The 19,466-nt window shown below is 65.8% G+C and carries 18 protein-coding genes; 2 read left to right on the top strand and 16 right to left on the bottom strand.

Annotated features, from left to right (window positions below; all coding sequences use genetic code 11):
- The first annotated feature begins 6 nt into the window (after nt 1-6).
- Nucleotides 7-1,371 carry a guanine deaminase gene (gene guaD, locus FA94_RS05615; protein WP_035547672.1) on the top strand — a complete coding sequence of 455 codons (1,365 nt, stop codon included), beginning with the start codon at nt 7-9 and terminating at the stop codon, nt 1,369-1,371.
- Nucleotides 1,372-1,495: 124 nt separating this feature from the next.
- On the opposite strand, the gene FA94_RS05620 is transcribed toward guaD, so the two are convergent.
- Nucleotides 1,496-2,740 (bottom strand): NAD(P)/FAD-dependent oxidoreductase, encoded by a 1,245-nt coding sequence (locus FA94_RS05620; protein WP_035549370.1) that lies wholly within the window; start codon nt 2,738-2,740, stop codon nt 1,496-1,498.
- Between the two features lie 136 nt (nt 2,741-2,876).
- Here FA94_RS05620 and FA94_RS05625 point away from each other — a divergent pair, with 136 nt between their 5' ends.
- The gene (locus tag FA94_RS05625) at nt 2,877-3,617 is read left to right on the top strand and encodes a class I SAM-dependent methyltransferase (RefSeq protein WP_035547674.1); all 741 of its coding nucleotides are present in this window, start codon (nt 2,877-2,879) and stop codon (nt 3,615-3,617) included.
- A gap of 167 nt (nt 3,618-3,784) precedes the next feature.
- Here the strand turns inward: FA94_RS05625 and FA94_RS05630 are convergent, their stop codons facing one another.
- The 15 genes from FA94_RS05630 to FA94_RS05700 all read right to left on the bottom strand — a co-directional run bounded on the left by FA94_RS05630 (nt 3,785) and on the right by FA94_RS05700 (nt 19,464).
- Nucleotides 3,785-4,228 carry an excinuclease ABC subunit A gene (locus FA94_RS05630; protein WP_035547676.1) on the bottom strand — a complete coding sequence of 148 codons (444 nt, stop codon included), beginning with the start codon at nt 4,226-4,228 and terminating at the stop codon, nt 3,785-3,787.
- A gap of 64 nt (nt 4,229-4,292) precedes the next feature.
- On the bottom strand, nt 4,293-4,778 hold the full coding sequence (locus FA94_RS05635; protein WP_035547678.1) for a hypothetical protein: 486 nt from the start codon (nt 4,776-4,778) through the stop codon (nt 4,293-4,295).
- Between the two features lie 38 nt (nt 4,779-4,816).
- Complete coding sequence (locus FA94_RS05640; RefSeq protein ID WP_035547681.1) at nt 4,817-6,070, bottom strand: beta-ketoacyl-[acyl-carrier-protein] synthase family protein; 1,254 nt, start codon at nt 6,068-6,070, stop codon at nt 4,817-4,819.
- Entirely contained in the window at nt 6,067-7,293 is a 1,227-nt protein-coding gene (locus FA94_RS05645) for a beta-ketoacyl-ACP synthase (RefSeq protein ID WP_035547684.1), read from the bottom strand. Before FA94_RS05645 ends, FA94_RS05640 begins: the two co-directional genes overlap by 4 nt.
- Nucleotides 7,293-8,018, bottom strand: coding sequence for a 3-ketoacyl-ACP reductase FabG2 (locus FA94_RS05650; RefSeq protein WP_035547687.1), 726 nt, complete (start codon nt 8,016-8,018; stop codon nt 7,293-7,295). Before FA94_RS05650 ends, FA94_RS05645 begins: the two co-directional genes overlap by 1 nt.
- Nucleotides 8,015-8,554 (bottom strand): hotdog family protein, encoded by a 540-nt coding sequence (locus FA94_RS05655; RefSeq protein WP_156126533.1) that lies wholly within the window; start codon nt 8,552-8,554, stop codon nt 8,015-8,017. Before FA94_RS05655 ends, FA94_RS05650 begins: the two co-directional genes overlap by 4 nt.
- A gap of 8 nt (nt 8,555-8,562) precedes the next feature.
- The gene (locus FA94_RS05660) at nt 8,563-9,747 is read right to left on the bottom strand and encodes a beta-ketoacyl-[acyl-carrier-protein] synthase family protein (protein ID WP_035547690.1); all 1,185 of its coding nucleotides are present in this window, start codon (nt 9,745-9,747) and stop codon (nt 8,563-8,565) included.
- On the bottom strand, nt 9,744-12,284 hold the full coding sequence (locus FA94_RS05665; protein WP_035547693.1) for an MMPL family transporter: 2,541 nt from the start codon (nt 12,282-12,284) through the stop codon (nt 9,744-9,746). Before FA94_RS05665 ends, FA94_RS05660 begins: the two co-directional genes overlap by 4 nt.
- Nucleotides 12,284-13,009 carry an outer membrane lipoprotein carrier protein LolA gene (locus FA94_RS05670; RefSeq protein ID WP_035547695.1) on the bottom strand — a complete coding sequence of 242 codons (726 nt, stop codon included), beginning with the start codon at nt 13,007-13,009 and terminating at the stop codon, nt 12,284-12,286. The genes FA94_RS05665 and FA94_RS05670 overlap by 1 nt, the downstream gene beginning before the upstream one ends.
- Nucleotides 12,997-13,428 carry an acyl-CoA thioesterase gene (locus FA94_RS05675; RefSeq protein ID WP_035547697.1) on the bottom strand — a complete coding sequence of 144 codons (432 nt, stop codon included), beginning with the start codon at nt 13,426-13,428 and terminating at the stop codon, nt 12,997-12,999. Before FA94_RS05675 ends, FA94_RS05670 begins: the two co-directional genes overlap by 13 nt.
- Nucleotides 13,425-15,044 carry an HAL/PAL/TAL family ammonia-lyase gene (locus FA94_RS05680; RefSeq protein ID WP_035547700.1) on the bottom strand — a complete coding sequence of 540 codons (1,620 nt, stop codon included), beginning with the start codon at nt 15,042-15,044 and terminating at the stop codon, nt 13,425-13,427. Before FA94_RS05680 ends, FA94_RS05675 begins: the two co-directional genes overlap by 4 nt.
- A complete protein-coding gene (locus FA94_RS05685; protein ID WP_035547703.1) occupies nt 15,031-16,809 on the bottom strand; it encodes a glycosyltransferase family 2 protein in 1,779 nt (592 codons plus the stop codon). The genes FA94_RS05680 and FA94_RS05685 overlap by 14 nt, the downstream gene beginning before the upstream one ends.
- Entirely contained in the window at nt 16,809-18,515 is a 1,707-nt protein-coding gene (locus tag FA94_RS05690; RefSeq protein ID WP_035547705.1) for an ApeI family dehydratase, read from the bottom strand. The genes FA94_RS05685 and FA94_RS05690 overlap by 1 nt, the downstream gene beginning before the upstream one ends.
- Nucleotides 18,512-19,213 (bottom strand): COG4648 family protein, encoded by a 702-nt coding sequence (locus tag FA94_RS05695; RefSeq protein WP_035547708.1) that lies wholly within the window; start codon nt 19,211-19,213, stop codon nt 18,512-18,514. Before FA94_RS05695 ends, FA94_RS05690 begins: the two co-directional genes overlap by 4 nt.
- The gene (locus tag FA94_RS05700; protein ID WP_035547711.1) at nt 19,213-19,464 is read right to left on the bottom strand and encodes an acyl carrier protein; all 252 of its coding nucleotides are present in this window, start codon (nt 19,462-19,464) and stop codon (nt 19,213-19,215) included. Before FA94_RS05700 ends, FA94_RS05695 begins: the two co-directional genes overlap by 1 nt.
- Between the last annotated feature and the right edge of the window lie 2 nt (nt 19,465-19,466).

Here is a 19,466-nt window from a genome sequence, read left to right on the forward strand (position 1 = left end):
TTTTCCATGACTCATTCGGCCAACCCGGCTAAAGCAGGCCAATCCGCATTCCGCGCACAACTGCTGACCTTCAACGGCGATCCCGCGCAATCGCCCAATGCGGCGGTCTTCAACGAGGACGGCTTGCTGATCGTCGAAGACGGTCATGTGGTCGCGGCCGGCGCGTATGCGGCGCTCGCGTCGCAACTCGCGCCCGGCACCCAGGTGCAGGACATGCGCGACAAGCTGATCGTGCCGGGCTTCATCGACACGCACATCCACTATCCGCAGACCGACATGATCGCCTCGCCGGCGCCGGGTCTGTTGCCGTGGCTCGACACGTACACGTTCCCGACCGAACGCCGCTTCAGCGATCCGGCGTATGCGCAAGACACGGCGAGCTTTTTCGTCGAAGAACTGCTGGCTTGCGGCACCACCACCGCGCTGGTGTATTGCACGGTCCACAAGGAATCGGCCGACGCGCTCTTCACCGAGAGCGAAGCGCGCAATCTGCGGATGGTGGCCGGCAAGGTGCTGATGGATCGCCATTGCCCCGAGTTCCTGCAGGACACGCCGCAATCGGGCTATGACGACAGCGCCGAATTGATCGGCCGCTGGCACAACCGTGGCCGCCAGATGTACGCGCTCACGCCGCGTTTCGCGCCGACGTCGACCGAAGCGCAACTCGAAGCGTGCGGCGTGCTGGCCAAAGAGCATCCGGACATTTTCATTCAGAGCCACGTCGCGGAAAACACCGACGAAGTGAAGTGGGTCGCCGATCTGTTCCCGGGTCACCGCAGTTATCTGGACATCTACGATCACTACGGTCTGCTGCGCCGCCGCGCGGTGTACGGCCATTGCATCTACCTCGACGAGGAAGACCGCAAGCGCATGGCGCAAACCGGCGCGGTCGCGTCGCACTGCCCGACGTCGAATCTGTTCCTCGGCAGCGGCCTGTTCGACTTCGACAAGGCCGACGCAGCGGGTATGCCGATCGCGCTGGCTACCGACGTCGGCGGCGGCACGTCGTTCTCGATGCTGCAGACCATGAACGAGGCGCACAAGGTTGCGCGTCTCACGGGCCATCATCTGACCGCGACACGCATGTTCTATCTGGCGACCGCCGGCGCCGCCGAAGCGCTCGACCTCGCGGATAAGGTCGGCACGTTGAAGCCGAAGTCGGAAGCGGACTTCGTCGTGCTCGATCCGCAAGCGACGCCGCTGCTCGCACGCCGCACCGCGCGCACCGAATCGCTGGAAGAGTTGCTGTTCGCGTTCGCGCTGCTCGGCGACGATCGCGCGATCTATGAAACGTATGCGGCAGGCAAGCGCGTGCATCGTCGCGACGACGTGCGGGTGCATGCACCGCGTACGGCGAGAATCGCGGCTTGAGCGTGATTTGAGCGTGGCATAACAATCGTCACGCAGCGGAATGAAAAAACGGCGCTTCGATTCGAAGCGCCGTTTCTCTTTGGCTCATACCGTGGCGGCCGTGGCGACAGTGACGACGACCCGCTCAACGCATGGTGCAAATCTCATGCAACGCGTTAAGCCGCCGCACCGGATCGGCGACATACGGATTCGACTCGTCCCACGCATAGCCCGCCAGCACCGCGGCGATCATCCGCCGGATCGACGGCGCCTGTTCCGGATAGAAAATGATGTCCTGCAACGCCCCCGTATACCAGCGCTCGACAAACGCGCGGAACGTATCGATCCCCTTGCGCAACGGCACGTCGTAAGCGGCGGACCAGTCGACCGCTTCGCCGTCCAGTTGCCGGTTCAAGGTCTCAACCGCGAGATGCGCGGAGCGCAACGCGATCGTCACACCGGACGAGAACACCGGATCGAGAAACTCGCCCGCATTGCCGAGCAACGCGTAACCCGGCCCATGCAAGCGCTCCACGTTCGCCGCATAACCACCGATATGCCGCACCGGCATCAGGAACGGCGCGTTGCCGATCAGCCGGTTGAACGTCGGCTCCTGCTGGATCAACTCGCGCAGCTTCGCGTCGCGCTCCGCTTCCGGCACCTCGAGGAAACTCGCCTCGGCCACGCACCCCACTGACGAACGCCCGCCCGCCAGCGGAATCATCCAGAACCACACGTCGCGGCGCTCCGGATGGGTCGCCACGCAGATCTTGTTGCGATCGGTGACGCCGGCCGGAATGCCGTCCTGCACGTGCGTGAAGATCGCGGCGCGGGTCGGCATGCGGGTCGGCGCTTCGAGGTTCAGCAGGCGCGGCAGCACGCGGCCGAAACCACTCGCGTCCAGCACGAAACGCGCTTCGATCTGATACGCGCGATCCGCCTCGTCGATCACGTCGACCAATGGCCTCGCGCCGGTGTGAACCGCGCGCACCGCGTGACCGAAACGCACGTCGGCGCCCTGCTGCGCCGCGCAGCGAATCAGAATGTCGTCGAACACCGCGCGTTCGACCTGATAGGTCGTGCCCCAACCCGGCGAATGCTTGTCGCGGAAGTCAAACGCCGACGACTTGTCGCGGTGAATGAAATGCGCGCCGTTCTTGTACTGGAAGCCGGCTTCGACCACAGCCTGCAGCATGCCGGCTTCTTCGAGGTAGGCCATGCTCTGCGGCAGCAGGCTTTCGCCGATCGAGAAACGCGGAAAGTGCTGGCGCTCCAGCACCAGCACGGAACGACCCGCTTTGCGCAGCAGCGCTGCCGCAACCGCGCCCGCCGGACCCGCGCCGATGATCGCGACATCGACGCTAGTGCGCTCTGACGTGTGTGTAGTCAAGTTTGCCTCAAATCGTTTGCTTGCCATGTGCAGCGTTACGCTGCATCCTTACTTCTCGTTACAATTGCCTGCTAAACGCCCCGCATGAAATGCGCCCGGGGCACAGCAAAAACAAAATTTCGCCGCGGAGCCCAGCGTGTCGCCATCCGAAACATCCAGCGTGCCGTACGTGCCCGAAACGGCCTTCGGGATCTGGTTCCTGCGTACCCACACGTGGGAACACCATGTCCTGCGGGTCGCGATCAACGACCTCAAACGCCTGATCGACACGCCGTTACCGGCTGCGCCGGTGATCGTCGACGTCGGCTGCGGACAAGGCATTTCGTTCCGGCTGCTGGCCGAGGCGTTCAGGCCGCGGCGCATTGTCGGGGTCGACTTTCACGAGGCGTCGCTGGCGCTCGCCACGAACGCGGCCAAGGCGTGCCGCGCCCAGTGCGCCGATATCGAGGTGCTGCACGGCGACTGCGCGAAACTGCCGCTGCCTGATGCAAGCGCCGACATCGTGTTCTGCCATCAAACCTTTCATCATCTCGTCGAGCAGGACCGCGCGCTCGCCGAGTTCCGCCGCGTGCTCAAACCGGGCGGCGTGCTGCTATTCGCCGAATCCACCGACGCGTACATCAAGTCGTGGGTGATCCGACTGCTGTTCCGTCATCCCATGCACGTGCAAAAGAGCGCCGACGGCTACCTCGACATGATTCGCCGTGGCGGCTTCAGCTTCACCCCGCGCAACGTTTCGCTGCCTTACCTGTGGTGGAGCCGCGCGAAAGACTTCGGTCTGTTCGAACGCATCGGTCTGTCTCATCCGCGGCCCGGCAAGCGTCGTGAGACGCTGGTCAATGTCGCGGCGGTCAAGGCCGACCCAAGCTCGCTTTAAAGCTCGTCAGGTCAACACCGTTCCAGCACGAATCAAACCTGGTTCCCTGGTTCTCTGCTTCTCTGCTTTAGCGGCGCAAGGCGGCGGCATGCATTGCCGTTCGCCTTGCCACCTCGCCGCCTTCCTGCTTCGCCGCGCCGCGAGGCGCCGCTTCCAACCACCTGCTTTTACTTGCGCAACGTCACCACGTCGCCCGTCAATGCCACACCGGCGATCACCGCACCCGCACCACACGTGAACTCGGTCGCGCTTTCACGCAGTTCGTTCTTGTAGTTGCTCTTGATGTTGATCACCGCGTTGCCGCCTTCCTTGCGCGCGCGTTCCTGCAATTCGATCACCGCCGACAGGAACACGTGCTGGCACGCCTCCAGGTCGCTCTTGCCGAACGCGTTGGTCTTCTTGTTGGTGGCGAATTCGCCCATCGATTTGACAACGGCCGCGTGGTGCTGACCCGCGAAATACAGGCCGATGTCGTCGCTGACCTTGCCCGGTTCGCTGTGCAAGGCGGCGTCGATCGGATAGTTGTCGACCGTATCGCGCGCGAAGGCCGGCGTGGCGCTCAGCGTGGCGAACGAAGCGATCAGTGCAGCACACATCAGATGGCGTTTCATTGAGACTCCTTGGTGGTTGTTGTTGCTATGTGAGTTCTATTTCAATCCAGCCTGCTTCAACGACTCAGTTCGCGTCCAGCACGACGAGTTGCCCCTTCACCGCGACCGCCGCCGCGCTATTGCTCACGCCGCACGTAAAATCCGTCGACGAGTTGGTCTCGGTACTATGAAAACGCGTCTGCACGTCGATCACCGCGTTCGCGTTACGTTCGCGCGCCGCCGCACGCAGCTTGCGCACCGCTTCGGCGAGCGCCGCATGGCACGCGCCATCCGGCGTGTTGACCTGACGGGCAATCCGCACCGAGTACGACACATCGCCCAGTTGGGTCTTCACCGCCGGGTGATCCTGCTGGCCGAAATACACCTGCACGCTCTCGGCCGTTTGACCCGCGGCCGCACCCGGCGCCACCAGCTTGCGGAAATGGACCGGGTCGCCGCCGCCCGATTGACCGCCGGCTGCATTCAGCGGCACCGACAACACCTGCGTCGCACAACCCGCCTGCGTGAGCGCCACGACCGCCAGCGCGCCCAACACACCTATCTTTTTCATTGTTATCGCCCTCGGTTTTTTTAGATTTCGCGGCCGTCTCAGCCGCCTTGCCACGCTTCAAACATCAGGCTCGCGCAACTGCCGCCGAACCCGAACGACACCGACATCGCCGTCTCGATCCGCGCGTCGCGCGTAGTGCGCACGAGCGGCAAATCGCCCAACTCCGGTTCGGGTGTCTCGATCCCCGCCGTCCCCGCGATGAAGCCGTCGCGCATCATCAGCAACGTATAGATCGCCTCGTGCGCGCCGCACGCGCCGAGCGGATGCCCGGTCATGCCTTTGGTCGACGAGAACGCCGGCACGCCGTGGCCAAAGGACCGGTCGGACGCGGCGCCGAACACGTCGCTCAGCGCGCGCAGTTCTTCGACGTCGCCGAGCGGTGTCGAGGGCGCGTGCGCGTTGATGTAGTCGGGCCGCTTGCCCGCTTCGCTCAGCGCACCGCGCATGGCCCGCGCGATGCCGGCCGCGCGCGGCGTGACCATGCCGGCGCTGTCGGTGCAGTCGCCGAAACCGGTCAGCTCCGCGTAGATCCGCGCGCCGCGCGCCAGCGCGTGATCGCGCGCTTCGAGCACCAGCACGCCGGCGCCCGAGGCGATCACGAAGCCGTCGCGCGCCGTGTCGTAAGGCCGCGAGGCGTGCTGCGGCGTGTCGTTGAAGCGCCGCGACAACGCGCCCATCGAATCGAACATCAGCGTCATGTTGTCGTGCAATGATTCGCTGCCGCCGGCCAGCACGATCTGCTGGCGGCCGCTCTGAATCAGTTGCATGGCCTGCCCGATTGCGAGCGCCGACGTGGTACACGCCGACGACGGCGAATAGCTGACGCCTTCGAGCCCGAACACCTGCGCGACGTTGGCCGACGCGGTGCTGCTCATTGCGTGCGGCACGACGTACGGCGGCACCTTGTCGATGCCGCGCGCGTTGGCGATCAGCATGGCCGCGTCGTAACTCAGCATGTTGCCGACGCCCGAGCCGATCACCGTGCCCGCTTGCGGCGAATGCAACCGGGCTTGCGCGAGCCCGGCGTCGTCGATCGCCTGGCGTGCGGCGTGACAGGCGAAGCGCGCGGTGTCGCCCATGAAGCGCTCGAGCTTGCGCTCGAACGGCGGCTCGTGCGCGACCGAGGCCACGCCCGCCACCTGCGAGCCGAAGCCGCGCTCGCGCCACGCGTCGATCCGTTCGATCCGCGAGCGACCCGAGCGCAACGCGGCGGACACGCCGTCGAGCGTATTGCCGAGGCACGACACGATGCCCATGCCGGTCACGACGACCCGTTGCAGCGCCACGCTCATCGAACGCGCCTGAATATCAGCGACGTGTTGATGCCGCCGAACGCGAAGTTGTTGCTCATCACGTAGTCGGCGTCGATCTCACGGCCCGTGCCGACGATGTAATCGAGCGGCGCGCAAGCCGGATCGACCTGGCTCAGGTTCAGGGTCGGCGCGTACCAGTTGCGCTTCATCATTTCAATGGTCCACCACGCTTCGAGCGCGCCGCACGCGCCGAGCGTGTGGCCGACATAGCTCTTCAGCGAACTGATCGGCATGTGCGCGCCGAAGGTCTGCGCGGTCGCATGGCTTTCGGCGATATCGCCGCGATCCGTCGACGTGCCGTGCGCGTTCACATACTGAATCGCTTCGGGCGGCAGTTGCGCGTCGCGCAGCGCGAGTTGCATGGCGAGCGCCATGGTTTCGGCGGTCGGCTGGGTCATGTGTGCGCCGTCCGAATTGCAGCCGAAGCCGACGATCTCCGCGTGAATCCGCGCGCCCCGCGCGATGGCATGTTCGTATTCTTCGAGCACCAGCGTGGCCGCGCCTTCGCCGACCACGAGCCCATCGCGCGCGGCATCGAACGGACGCGGCGTCAGATGCGGCTCGTCGTTGCGCGTGCTGGTCGCGTACAGCGTGTCGAACACGGCGACCGCCGGGCCCGACAACTCTTCCGCACCGCCCGCCAGCATCAGCGTCTGCTTGCCGCTCTGGATCGCCTCATACGCGTAGCCGATCGCCTGACTGCCCGACGCGCACGCGCACGAGGTCGGAATGATCCGCCCTTTGAGGTCCCAGAACAGGCTCACGTTGACCGCCGTGGTGTGCGGCATCATCTGCACGTAGCTGTTCGATGTGACATCGCCCATCGAGCCGGTTTTGAGCATCGTGCCGAACGCGCGGATCGGCTGCACCGAGCCCGACGACGAACCGTAGGCGACGCCCATGCGGCCGTCCTTGATGGTGTCGTTATCGGCGAGGCCGGCGTCGGCGAGCGCGAGTTCGCTGGCACGCACCGAATACATCGACACGGGGCCCATGGAACGGGTCTTCTTGCGCGGATAGTGCGTGGGCAGTTTGAATTCCGGCAACGGACACGCGAGCCGCGTATGCAGCGACTCAAAGTAATCCCATTCGGGCATGCGGCGCACCGCGTTCACGCCGCTTCTCAGGCGCGGCTCGATCGCGTCCCAGCTATCGCCGAACGCCGTGACGCCGCCCATGCCGGTAATGACGACACGCTTCATCACACCATCCCACCGTTGACGCCGATCACTTGACGCGTGACGTACGAGGCCGCATCCGACATCAGGAAGCTGACCACGGACGCCACCTCGGCAGGCTGGCCGACGCGGTTCATCGGCACCGTCTTCAGCGCGTGCTCGAGTTGCAGTTCTTCGAGCATGCCGGTCTCGATCAGACCCGGCGCCACGCAGTTGACGGTGATGTTGCGCGTCGCCAGTTCGACGGCGAGCGCCTTGCTCGCGCCGATCAGGCCGGCTTTCGCCGCGCTGTAGTTGACCTGGCCGCGATTGCCCATCACCCCGGACACCGACGCGATCGTGACGATCCGGCCGCCCTTGCGGGCGCGCACCATCGGCATGGTCAGCGGATGCACGACGTTGTAAAACGAGTCGAGACCGGTTTCGATCACGATGTCCCAGTCTTCTTCGGTGAGCGCGGGAAATGCGGCGTCGCGGGTCACGCCCGCGCTGCAGACAATTCCGTAGTACGGGCCGTGCGCGGCGACATCCGCTTCGAGCACGTCGCGGCACACCGCGCGTTCGCGCACGTCGAATTGCAGCACGCGCGCCATGCCGCCCTGCGCGGCGATGCCCGTCGCAACCGCTTCCGCTTCAGTGCGTCCCGTGCGGCAATGCACGGAGACGGCGAAGCCGTCGGCGGCCAACTTGTACGCAATCGCACGGCCAATGCCGCGGCTTGCGCCGGTAACGAGAACACGCCGGCTCATGAACTGAAACTCCCCTCAATGAATGACTGAAAATCGGGCGGTTGAAACACCTTGATGACGGCCTCCGCGCAGTGCAGATCGCCGTGTTGGATCGTGCATTCGTACGCGCCGTGGCCTTCTTCGCTGCGCAGCAGTTCGGTGACGTGAACTCTCAGTTGTGCGCCGCCGCTGAACGACGGCTCCAGCGCTTTGTAACTGCGCGAGCCGAGCAGGACACCGGGCCGCGCGCGGCCGCCGCCGCGCATGGCCAGCAACGCGACATGCGCGGCGATCGTCTGCGCCATCAGTTCGATGCCGAGCCATGCGGGCATCGCGCCGTCGGCGTCCGCGTACCAGGCATCGGCGTGGACGGTGGCGCGCGCGCTCAGCGTGTCGTCGTCGAAGGCTTCCACGGCGTCGATCAGCAGCATGGTGCCGCGATGCGGGATGATCGCTTCGATCGGCTGTTGCAGCAGTTGCTCGTGAGTTGGCGTCGGTGTCGACGTTGGCGTTTGCGTCGCAGCCGGCGTGGTTGGGGTTAGCGTCGTCGTAGTCATGGTGCGCATTACCGGGCCAGAATCAGGCTGACATTGCTGCCGCCGAAAGCAAACGAATTGCTCATCACGTACTGCGAATCCGCGCCGCGCGGCAGAAAGCGCTCGTTCTCGACGAGGTCCAACGCCGGTAGTGAAGGATCGGCCTCGCCGTCCCACACATGACGCGGCAGCGGCACGTCGTCGCGCGACAGCGTCAGCCACGCGAAGCCGAGTTCCGTGGCGCCGGCAGCGCCGAGCTGGTGGCCGGTCAGCGGCTTGGTGCCGCTCGCCGCGACGCCCTCGGGGAAGACTCGCGCCATCAGGCCGGCTTCCATCTCGTCGTTCTTGCGTGTGGCGGTGGCATGCAGATTCACATAGCCGATCGCCGACGACGCGACGCCCGCATCCGCGAGCGCTTCGCGCAGCGCGAGTTCGCCGCCCACGCCTTGCGGGTCCGGCGCCGAGATGTGATGCGCGTCGCTCGACTCGCCGACGCCCGCGAGCCGCACCGTCGCTTCGTCGCGGCTCATCAGAAACACCGCGGCGCCTTCGCCGACGTTGATGCCACAGCGATTGCGGCTCATCGGATTAGTGCGCACGGCGCTGGTCGATTCGAGCGAGGCGAAACCCTGCACCGTCAACTCGCACAGCGAATCGACGCCGCCCACCACCACCGCATCGCACAACTGCAACTGCAGCAGACGACGCGCCGACGCAAACGCCTTCGCGCTCGACGTGCAGGCCGTCGAAATCGTGAACGCCGGCCCACGCAATCCGAGCACAGCGGCGGCGAACGGCGCGGCGGTGCCGATTTCCATCTGCCGGTAATTGAAGCTCGCGGGCAAGCTGCCGGCCTGCGCCCGATAGACGAATGCGGCTTCGGCCGCTTCGATGCCCGACGTGCTGGTGCCGAGCACCACGCCGATCCGGTGCGCGCCGTAACGTTCGCGCGCGACCTCGACGGCGGGGGCGATCTGCGTCAACGCGGCGAGCAGCAGACGGTTGTTGCGGCAGTCGTAACGCGCGAGTTCGGCGGGCGGCGCCAGATCGAGCGGCGCGAGCACGCTGCCGACGAACGCCTCGCCGATTCCCGTATGCGCGCTGCCCATGCCGGGCGACTGCGCGGCGGCGAGCGCCGGAGCGATGTGGTCGAGGTCGCCGCCGAGCGCGTTGATCATGCCGAGCGCGTGCAAATAAACTGATGGCGCTTTCATGCGACCCTCCTTGATTCCGATGGCATGCCGATCGGCGCGAGCAGCACCGAGACGAGAATGCCGAGCGCGAGCGTGGCGCCAAAACTCTTCAGCGCGGGCATGGCGCTCATGCCGAGCATGCCGAACGACAACAGCGTAGTGGCCGACGAGAGCAGCACGCCGGTCCAGACCGCGCCGAGATCCGCCTCCGCGCGCAGACAACCTTCGCGCAGAAACACGGCATAGTTTGCGCCGACGCCGAGCACCAGCATGAGCGCGAGCCAGTTGAACAGATTGAGCGGCACGTGCGCATAGCCGAATGCGGCCAGCGTGACGCCCACGGCGAGCAATACCGGCAAGGTCACGGCGATGCCGCCGCGCAGACGATCGGCCACGTGGATTGTAGGTCGGGTGCCTGGCACACGGTCGTTCTGCGAGGTGTCCGTCACGGATGCTGCGTTCGCGGCGCGCACCGGGCGGCCTTCCTGCGAGACATCCACCGAGGTAACGTCCTTCGGCGCGTATCTCACCACCAGCAGAATCAGCACGAGCGCAAGCGCGCCGCCGAGCCACCAGCCGCTATCCACGCGATACGCGCCGAACAGCTTCGACACGCTCGCGGCTTTGTCGACGAACACCACACCCGGCAGACTTTGCGCCGTCGCGATCAGCGTGGGTTCGTTCTGCGGCGTCACGCCTTGCGGAATCACCACGGCGGCATACGCTTTCGTAGCAGGATCGACTTCGCCGAGCCACAGGTGCCGATACGGTTGCGACCACGGCGCGGCGAGCCATGTGTTCACCGTCAACGGCACTTGCGGTTTGGCGAACGCGGCGAGCCACGCGTCGGCAACTTCGTCCTTGAAGCCGGCTTGCAGCAGCGTCGCGCGCAACGCGGCCGGGTCATTGAAAACGTGTTGCGCGAGCAACGCATGATCGTCGTTCTGCTGTTTCGCGGACGGCACGAATTGCGCGACCGATTGATAGCTGCCCACCTTGTTCGCGGTGCCGTTCAACGCATCCAGTTTCGTGCCCAGCGCTTCGGCGCGTTGCAACACGAGCTCCGGCGTCTCGCCACGTACGACGAAAAACTGCGCGCTGTTGTCCACGCCGATCGCGTCGCGCACCTTGTCCTCCTGCGCGACGAGCGACGGATCGCGCTGGATCAGCAAATGAATATCGTCGTCGCTGGTCAAACGCAGCCAGCCGGGAATCGCGACGATCAGCAGCAGCGCCGCGACGAACCACGCGCGTCGGCCGCCGATCGCGCGATGCCAGACCGTCAGCCCACGCGCCGCACCCGCGAACAGACGCTGCGGACTGCGCTTCGGCGGCCGCGTCAGCAAGGCCGGCAACAGCCACAGCACCGAGGCGAATGCCGTCGTGATACCGGCCATCGCAAAGCACGCAATCTGCTTGAGCGCGGGGAACGGCACCCACATCAGGATCGCGTAGCCGAGCAGGCTGGTCGTCAATGCAACCGTCAGCGCGGGACGCACTGCGCGCGCGCCGCGCCGGGCATCCCAATCGCGGCCCGCGCCGAGATAGACCACGAAATACTGGATCGAATAATCGACGGCCTCACCGATCAGGCTCGCGCCGAACACCAGCGTCAACAGATGGAGTTTGCCGAACACCAGCATCGTGACGGCGAGCGCGCAGACAATGCCGAGCGCCGTCGACACGAAGCCGAGCAGCAGCAGACGCGGCGAGCGGAACACCCACATCATCAGAAGCGCGATGCCGCACAGCGACGCGACGCCGATCAGATGTACCTCATGTTCGGAAGCGCTGCGCGCCGATTCCGCGTAGAACACCGCACCGGTTCGCGCGACCGAGACGTCGGGGAACGATGACTTGAGTTGCTGTTCGCCTCGGGCAAGCGCGGCGAGCACGGCGTGCTGCGTCTTCGTTTCGTACGCCGAGCCCGGCAAGGTCGCGACGATCAGCACGCTGGTCGCGGCGCCGCGATGCGATACCAGCAGGTTGTCTTCGAGTTCGAGATTCGAGGTGGCGAGCGGCAGGCCGTTCAGCCAGTGTTCGAGCCAGCCGAACGGGTCGTCGGCGAGTTGCGTCGTCAGGCCGCCGTGCAGCGGGCTATAGATGCGCTGCGCGAGCGCGTCGTGCAAGGTGGATTGTTGTGGTGTAGCGAGCGCCGCGCGATCGGCCGGCGTCAACAACCCAAAGCGATACGGCAGATACAACGCGCCGATCTGCGACAGATCGAACGGCGGCAACTCCGCCGTCACCGAACCAAACGCCCCGCTCTGCCGCAGCGACGCGCCTAATTGCCGGGCCGCGGCCTTGGCATGCGCGTCGTCCTTGCTGGTGACGAGAAACACCGTGCGATCGCCGAGCGCGCTCGCCAGCGTGTCGACCGCCTGTTCGGCGACCGGGTCGGCCTCGGTGGCCGGCAACAGCGCGAGCAGATTGGTCTGCAACGGCGACGGCCCCGCGAAGCGCCAGCCGCAATACAGCGTCGCGATCAGCGCGAGCAGCAGCCACGCGGCGCGCATGCTCCACGCCTGTTTCGCGGACCGCTGTTGCAGCATGTCCATTACGGCGCTCCGAGCAGGCTGCGTTCAGCCGGCGTGAGTTCGGCGACCGCCGCACTCTTCGCGAAGTCGAGCTTCGTCACATCGCCGTTCGCGAGCGTGATGCGCAAGCTTTGCAGAAAGTCGCCGCCGCTCATCTCCAGGCCCTTGATCGATTGCGCGATTTGCGGCTGGTTCGGCGTGAGTTGCATGCGCCATTGCGCGGCGCTGCCTTCGGCTTGCACGTCGAATTGCGAGTACAGCGCGGACAGATCGCCGCCGAGCATCGCGCGCATCATCTTCGAGACTTGCGCGACGCCGCGCGCGCCTTGTGCGCTGTGAGCCGTCACGCGCTGGCCGGCGGCGTTGAGTTCGGCGACGCCGGAATCGGTGATCACGTAGGTGGCTTTGTACGGCGTGTCGATCTGCCAGATCACGCCGCGTTCGCGGAAGAACAGCAGCGAGCCGCTGCTGACCAGCGGCTGTTTCATCGCGGCGAGGGTCTGCGTCTGCGTGAACTGCGCGCGCACGCCCTTGGCCTGCGCGAGATGCGCCGCGATCTGCGAGACCAGCGCGGGGTTGCCGGCAGCGGATGACTGCGATGCCGACGATGCCGGCGATGTCTGCGACGATGGCGACGATTGCGCGGCCATGGCGGACAGCGGCCACGCGAGCGCCCCCACCACGCCGCACGCACCGAGTGCGACCCAGCCGCTCACCAGCGCCGCGCGCAAGCTCATTGTCCCCATGCGCGCTCCAGCTTGTCGAACACGACCGGCGGCGACACGAACTGCAGCTCCTGGGTCGCGGCATCGACCGCGACCTGAATCGTATAGCCTTTGGTCAGCCGCGTACCGGACGCGCAGTCGACGATTTCGTAGCCTATTTTCAGGCGGTTTTCGTGTTCGAGCAGTTGCGTGCGCACTTCGATCTGCTGGCCGTAAATGGCCGGCCGCACATACTTGAGATGTACCTCGACGATCGGCCACAGATAGCCGGACGCCTGCATCTCGCGGTAGTCGTAATCGAAGGTACGCAGCAGCGCCGCGCGGCCGATCTCGAAGTACTTCAGATAATGGCCGTGCCAGCAGACGTTCATCGCATCGACGTCGTGGAACGGCACTTCGACCATGGCGCTCGCGCTCGGCACTTTGCGGGACTCGCTCATGCGTGCGTCCCTCCGCGATAGTCTTGCAGCAGATCGCAATCGGCAATGCGCGCGGTCAGCGCGCGCAACTCGTGTTCGAGCGCACGGTCTTCGTCGACGAACGGCGATGCCGCGCTCACACGGTCCATAAAGCGCTGCAGCGGCGCCGGCACCGGCGTCTCGCTATCGAGCCTCAAGCGCAGGCGCGCGGCCTGCACGGTTGCCAGCGTGTGCGCGGCGGCCACCTGTTCGGTCAATTCCAGCACGCGCAAACAGTCGCGTGCTGCGATCGTGCCCATGCTGACTTTGTCCTGGTTGTGCGCCTCGGTGGAGCGCGAGAACACACTCGCGGGCATCGTGTTCTTCAACGCTTCGGCAGTCCATGCGGACGACGAAATCTGCACCGCCTTGAAGCCGTGATTGATCGCCGCCCGCGCGGGCGCCGCGCCCGACAGATTGCGCGGCAAGCCATTGTTGAAGTTCACATCGACCAGCAACGCGAGCTGCCGGTCCATCAGGTCGGCGAGATTGGCCACCGCGACCTTCAGCGAATCCATCGCGAACGCGATATGGCCGCCGTAGAAGTTGCCGCCGTGCAGCACGCGTCCGTTGTCGGGATCGATCAGCGGGTTGTCGTTCGCGCTGTTCAACTCGTTCTCGACGTCGCGACGCACCCACGTCAGCGCGTCGCGCGCCACGCCGATCACGTGCGGAGCGCAGCGAATCGAATAGCGATCCTGCAGCCGATGACCCGGCGTATCGCCGCGTCCGCTCAGATCGTCGCGAATCCAGGCTGCGGCTTCGGCCTGGCCGGCGTGCGGCTTTACTTCGAACAGCATCGCGTCGAAGTGCGCGGCGCGGCCGTCGAGCGCCACCGTGCAGAGCGCCGTGAGACGCGCGGTGAGACGCGTCAAGTGATCGGCGCGCGCGAACGCGAGACAGGCGAGGCCTGTCATCACCGCCGTGCCGTTCATCAGCGCGAGGCCTTCTTTCGGCGCGAGTGTGAGCGGCGCGTGACCGAGTTCGCTCCAGACGTCGCGCACGTCGCGCAGTTGGCCGGCGAACATCACGTCGCGTTCGCCCGCCAATGCGGCGGCCACATACGACAACGGCGTCAGGTCGCCGCTCGCGCCCACCGAGCCTTCCGACGGAATGCGCGGCAGCACGCGATGATTGACCAGATCGGCGAGCCGTTCGAGCAACACCGGACGCACGCCGGAAAAGCCATAAGCGAGCGAGTTCAACCGCGCGGCGATCACCGCGAGGGTTTGCGCGTCGTCGAGATACTGGCCCATGCCGCAGCCGTGATAGCGCGTGAGTTGCAACGGCAGCGCTTCGACCAGTTCCATCGGCACGTCCACCACGCAGGCATCGCCGTAACCGGTGTTGACGCCGTAGACGGTCGCGCCCTCCGCCAGATGACGGCGCAGGAAATCCGCACCGCGCTGGATTCGCGCGCGCCACGCCGGATCGGCGCTCAGCGCGATCGGCGCACGTTGATGGGCAATCGCGACGATCTCTTCGATCGTCAGCTTGCGGCCGCCGACCACGACGGCGTTTGCGCCTGCATCGGCATTAGCTTTTGCGTTCGTCTTCGCGTCGGCTACCGACGCATCGATCAGATCATGTTCGGCCATTCGCGCCTCGCTTGGGGCTGGCCCAGAAATCGAAGAAATTGAACCATTGATAAGGGGCCTTGCGGCAATAGTGTTCGAGCCGCGCGGCGTAACGTTGCGCCCATGCCGCGAGATGCTGCGCGCGTTCGCGGCGCGGCAACTCGATGCGCTCGGCGAACGGCTCGAAATAAAGACGGTAACCGTCCTGTTCTTTCAGACAGAAAAACAGATAGACCGGGCAGCCCAGCGCGTGCGCGAGCACATAAGGGCCTTGCGCGAACGGCGCGGTCGAGCCGAGAAATTGCGCTTCGGTCGTGCGGCCCGTTTCGTGCGCGGGCACGCGGTCGCCGACGATCACCAGCAACTCGCCGTTGTCCACGCGTTCCTGCATCAGCATCGCGGTCTCGGGACCGAAGTCGCGGACTTCGAGCAGATGGCGCGCGAACTCGCTATTGGCCGACGCCAGCACGCTGTTGAAGCGGCGCGCGTGCTCGGTATAGACGACCGCGGTGACCTTCGCATAAGCGCCCTGCGCGGCGAGCGCGCGGGTCATTTCCAGATTGCCGAGATGCGCGCCGATCACGAGCGCGCCCTTGCCGCTCGCGGTCAGCGCCTGGAAGGCGGCGGGATCTTCGAATATGACGTCGGCGTTGTTGACGCGGCCGGACCACGCCGCGAGTTTGTCGAAGCCCGATTGCGCGAACGCCAGCATGTGCCGGTACGCGGAAAGCCAGCCGGGACGCGGCGTATCGCCGTGCGGCGCGGCTTCGCCGAGATGTCTGAAGTAGTTGCTCGACGCTTCGCGCGCGGCGCGGCCGGTCAGCAGAAAATACGCAACGATCGGATGCAGCCACAGCGAGGTGAAACGGCGGCCGAACAGCTTGCAACTGAGCGCGAGCAAGGACATGCCGAGGTGGCTGCCGCGTTCGGCGATGCGCCACCAGTCTTGCTGGGTTTTATCGTGCTTGTTGGGCTTTTCGATTGGAGCGCTTTGGTGGCCTTGAGCGCTTTGGTCGGTTCCGGCATTCGCGAGTACAGCGCGGCGCGGCATTACCTTGTGCGCGAGCAGCATCGGCAGACGCCACAGCATGCCGAACACGAGCCGCGTATGGCTGCGACTGATGCGCACGTTGTCCCACAGCACATCGAAATGCGACACGCCGTCGGCGGCATACGTGACGCGCGTCGGAATGGAACGGAACGCCGCGCGCCGCCAGTAGAGGCGCACGAGGATCTCGATGTCGAAGTCCATCCGCGTGGGCAACTGCACGCGATCGATCAACTCGCAGGCGAGCGCCAGCGGATATAAACGGAAGCCGCACATCGAATCGCGAATGGTCAGCGACAGCGTCTCGATCCACACCCACACATGCGTCAGATATCGGCCGTAGAGGCGCGCTTTCGGCACGCTCTCGTCGTAGACCGGGCGACCGAGAATCACCGCGCCGGGTTCGGCTTGCGCGGCTTCGATGAAACGTGGCACGTCGGTGGCGTCGTGCTGACCATCGGCGTCGATCTGCAACGCGTGCGTGAAACCGGCGCGGTGCGCGGCGCGCAGCCCCGCCATCACCGCCGCGCCTTTGCCGCCGTTGACCGGCAAACGCAACAGCGTCAACTGATCCGCGTACTGCTGCGCGAGCGCGGCGAGCACCTGCTGGGTCGCCTCGTCGCTGCCATCGTCGACGACGAACAGCGGCAAACCATGCACCGCGAGATGGGCGACGGTCGCGCCGATCGCGTCTTTATGGTTGTAGATCGGAATGACGATGCACGCGGCGAACTTCATCACGCGGGCTCCCGGTAGACGATCACGCCGGACGCGCATTCACGGCCGCTCAGTTTGTAGACGAACTGCACGCGCCGACGCTCGGCGTCGTGGGCCAGGGTCAGTTTCAGGACCGCGCCCGGCGCCACCGGCGCCATGAACTTCAAACGATCGATCGATGCAATCGCGCGCGCCGCCGTTACGTGATCGGCCGCGAGGCGGATCGCCCAGTCGACCTGCACCACGCCAGGCAGAATCGGCAGCCCCGGAAAATGGCCGGCGAAATGCACGAGCGTGGGCGGCACACGCAGGTCGTAGTGCAGCGTGTCGCCGCTGCGCGCTTCGGCGAGTACTTCCATGCCTTCGCTGCGCGGTTCGAACGCGGCGGCGAGCGCCGCGACCGGCAGCTTGCCGCGTGCGTCGAACGGCAGCGTCGCGCGAAACCGCCAGTGACGCGGCAGCACGACGACGTCGAAATAGTCGGCGAGATAACGGCGCAGCGTCTTCGCAAGCGCCACGCGGCCTTCGTCGCGCAACGCCTCGCTGCCCGCTTCGGTCAACGCCACCACAGCGCCGACGCGCTCGCGCGTGGCGCCTTCCAGCGGCACCAGCGCCGCTTGCGCAACATGCGGATGCCGCGCGAGACGCGCTTCCAGTTCCGGCAACGACACGCGCTTGCCGTCCAGCTTCAGCACGCGATCCAGGCGTCCTTGCAGACGGAAACGGCCGTCTGAGTCGAGCGCGATCTGGTCGTCGGTACGATGCCAGCCGCGGTGGTCGAGATGCGGCGAGCGCACGTTCAATGCGCCGTCTTCGTCGCGACGCACGTCGATACCGGCTACCGGTTGCCAGGCGTCCGTCTGATCCTGACGCCGCCACGCAATGCCGCCGGTCTCCGTGCTGCCGTAGATTTCGAGCGGCGCGGCGCCATAGGCGGCGGCGTATTCCTGCGCGGCGTCCAGCGCGAGCGGTCCGCCCGACGAGAAGAACGCGCGCGGCGCCGGCGTCAATGCGGCAAAACCGGGCAACGCGGGCCAACGCGACAGTTGCGCGGGCGTCGACACCACGACCGTCGCGCCGCTTTGGTAGATCTGCTGTTGCAGATGCAAGGGTTCCAGGCTGATCGCGCGGTCGAACGCGCGGCCCGCCGCGAGCGGCCACAACACGCGAAACAGCAAACCGTAGATGTGATGATGCGGCACGCTCGTGAGCATCGTCGCGTCGCCGACCAGCGCGCCCCATTGGCGTTCGAGCGTGTGCACTTCGGCGTTGAATTGCGCGAGCGTTTTGCGGATCGGTTTGGGGATACCGCTGCTGCCGGAGGTGTAGAGCGTGAGCGGGGCTTGCGGGTCGATGGGGTGAGCGGCGTAGGCCGCGTGGGTTGCCGCTGGGTTATCGCCCGCCACGAACAGCGGCAAATCCGCATCCGTCAGCACCGCGTCATAAGCATCGGCCAGATCCGCGAGATACCCCGGCGTCGCATTCGCCGGAATCACCGGCTCTTTTCCGCACGCGAACAGCGCAAACAACGCGCAGGCAAAATCAAAGGGATCGTCGATACACAGCGCGTAACGTTGCGCGTCGCGCGTTTGCAGCAGCGCGATCAACCCCGCCACGCGCGCGCGAAACGCGGCGCGATCGAGCACCACGCCGCCATCGCGGCATACCGGCGTTTTCAACCCGGCGGCTTCGGCAGCCGCCGACAACACAGCATGCAACGCAATCATGCCGCCTCCGAACGCGCGGCTCGCGGCAGCACCACCAGATAGCGCCAGACAATCTCGGCCACCAGCAGCACGCCGATCAGCCCGTACGCGATCGCGCCGTTATACAGCGACCAGTTCGCGCGACTCCAGTACAGCGCCGTATAGGCGGAAAACGCGCCGTTCAACGCAAAGAAGCCGCACCACACCTGCGTCACACGCCACGTATGACGCACCGCGCGCGGCGGCAGATCCGGATTGCCGAGCCGCGCGAATTTCTCGATCATCGACGGCCCGCGCACGAGCGTCGCGCCGAACGCGATCAACAGCCCCAGATTGACGAGCGACGGATAGAGGCGCAACAGCAGTTCGCTGTTGGTCAGCACGATCGCCGCCGACGCGCAGCTCAGCAAGCCGACCACGGTCCAATCGATCGACGAAAGCCGCCGCAGCGAAGTCGCGACCGGACCGCTGCCGGCCCAGCGCTGCAACCACAGGATCGCGAACAGCATGCAGCCGACGTAGCGCGGCGTGTCCCAGCGCCACGCGCACAGAATCAGCGCGGGATAGGCGAGCTTCAACAGCACCTGGACGGCGGTTTTAGCCCAGCCGCGCCCGGCGTCCGGCGAGGCCGGGACGGTCCCGGCGGCCGTGACGTGAGCGTGAGCGTCGGCGTCGGCCTGATCCGCCGCCGCTTGCCTACGCGAGCGCGCGGCGAACATCAGCCTTGTGCCGCCAGCAGGGATTCGACCGCACCGATCACATCGCCGACCGTGCGCACCGATTTGAACTCTTCCGGCTTGATCCGGCGGCCGGTCATTTCCTGCAGTTTGATCGCCAGGTCGACAGCGTCGATGCTGTCGAGATCGAGCTCTTCGAACAGGTTCGCTTCGGGCGTCACGCGCTCCGGCTCGATCGCGAAGTTCTCTTTGAAAATGGCGCGGATGCGCTCAAGAATCTCAGCCTCGGACACGA

This window comes from Burkholderia sp. 9120 (assembly GCF_000745015.1).
Taxonomy (GTDB): Bacteria; Pseudomonadota; Gammaproteobacteria; order Burkholderiales; family Burkholderiaceae; genus Paraburkholderia.

Bases quoted from the DNA above. Each gene is read 5' to 3' on its own strand.
- FA94_RS05680 (WP_035547700.1), bottom strand. From the start codon at position 15,044: ATGGCCGAACATGATCTGATCGATGCGTCGGTAGCCGACGCGAAGACG.
- FA94_RS05695 (WP_035547708.1), bottom strand. From the start codon at position 19,213: ATGTTCGCCGCGCGCTCGCGTAGGCAAGCGGCGGCGGATCAGGCCGAC.
- guaD (WP_035547672.1), top strand. From the start codon at position 7: ATGACTCATTCGGCCAACCCGGCTAAAGCAGGCCAATCCGCATTCCGC.
- FA94_RS05670 (WP_035547695.1), bottom strand. From the start codon at position 13,009: ATGGGGACAATGAGCTTGCGCGCGGCGCTGGTGAGCGGCTGGGTCGCA.
- FA94_RS05665 (WP_035547693.1), bottom strand. From the start codon at position 12,284: ATGGACATGCTGCAACAGCGGTCCGCGAAACAGGCGTGGAGCATGCGC.
- FA94_RS05690 (WP_035547705.1), bottom strand. From the start codon at position 18,515: ATGATTGCGTTGCATGCTGTGTTGTCGGCGGCTGCCGAAGCCGCCGGG.
- FA94_RS05635 (WP_035547678.1), bottom strand. From the start codon at position 4,778: ATGAAAAAGATAGGTGTGTTGGGCGCGCTGGCGGTCGTGGCGCTCACG.
- FA94_RS05655 (WP_156126533.1), bottom strand. From the start codon at position 8,554: ATGACTACGACGACGCTAACCCCAACCACGCCGGCTGCGACGCAAACG.
- FA94_RS05685 (WP_035547703.1), bottom strand. From the start codon at position 16,809: ATGAAGTTCGCCGCGTGCATCGTCATTCCGATCTACAACCATAAAGAC.
- FA94_RS05650 (WP_035547687.1), bottom strand. From the start codon at position 8,018: ATGAGCCGGCGTGTTCTCGTTACCGGCGCAAGCCGCGGCATTGGCCGT.
- FA94_RS05660 (WP_035547690.1), bottom strand. From the start codon at position 9,747: ATGAAAGCGCCATCAGTTTATTTGCACGCGCTCGGCATGATCAACGCG.
- FA94_RS05630 (WP_035547676.1), bottom strand. From the start codon at position 4,228: ATGAAACGCCATCTGATGTGTGCTGCACTGATCGCTTCGTTCGCCACG.
- FA94_RS05640 (WP_035547681.1), bottom strand. From the start codon at position 6,070: ATGAGCGTGGCGCTGCAACGGGTCGTCGTGACCGGCATGGGCATCGTG.
- FA94_RS05675 (WP_035547697.1), bottom strand. From the start codon at position 13,428: ATGAGCGAGTCCCGCAAAGTGCCGAGCGCGAGCGCCATGGTCGAAGTG.
- FA94_RS05645 (WP_035547684.1), bottom strand. From the start codon at position 7,293: ATGAAGCGTGTCGTCATTACCGGCATGGGCGGCGTCACGGCGTTCGGC.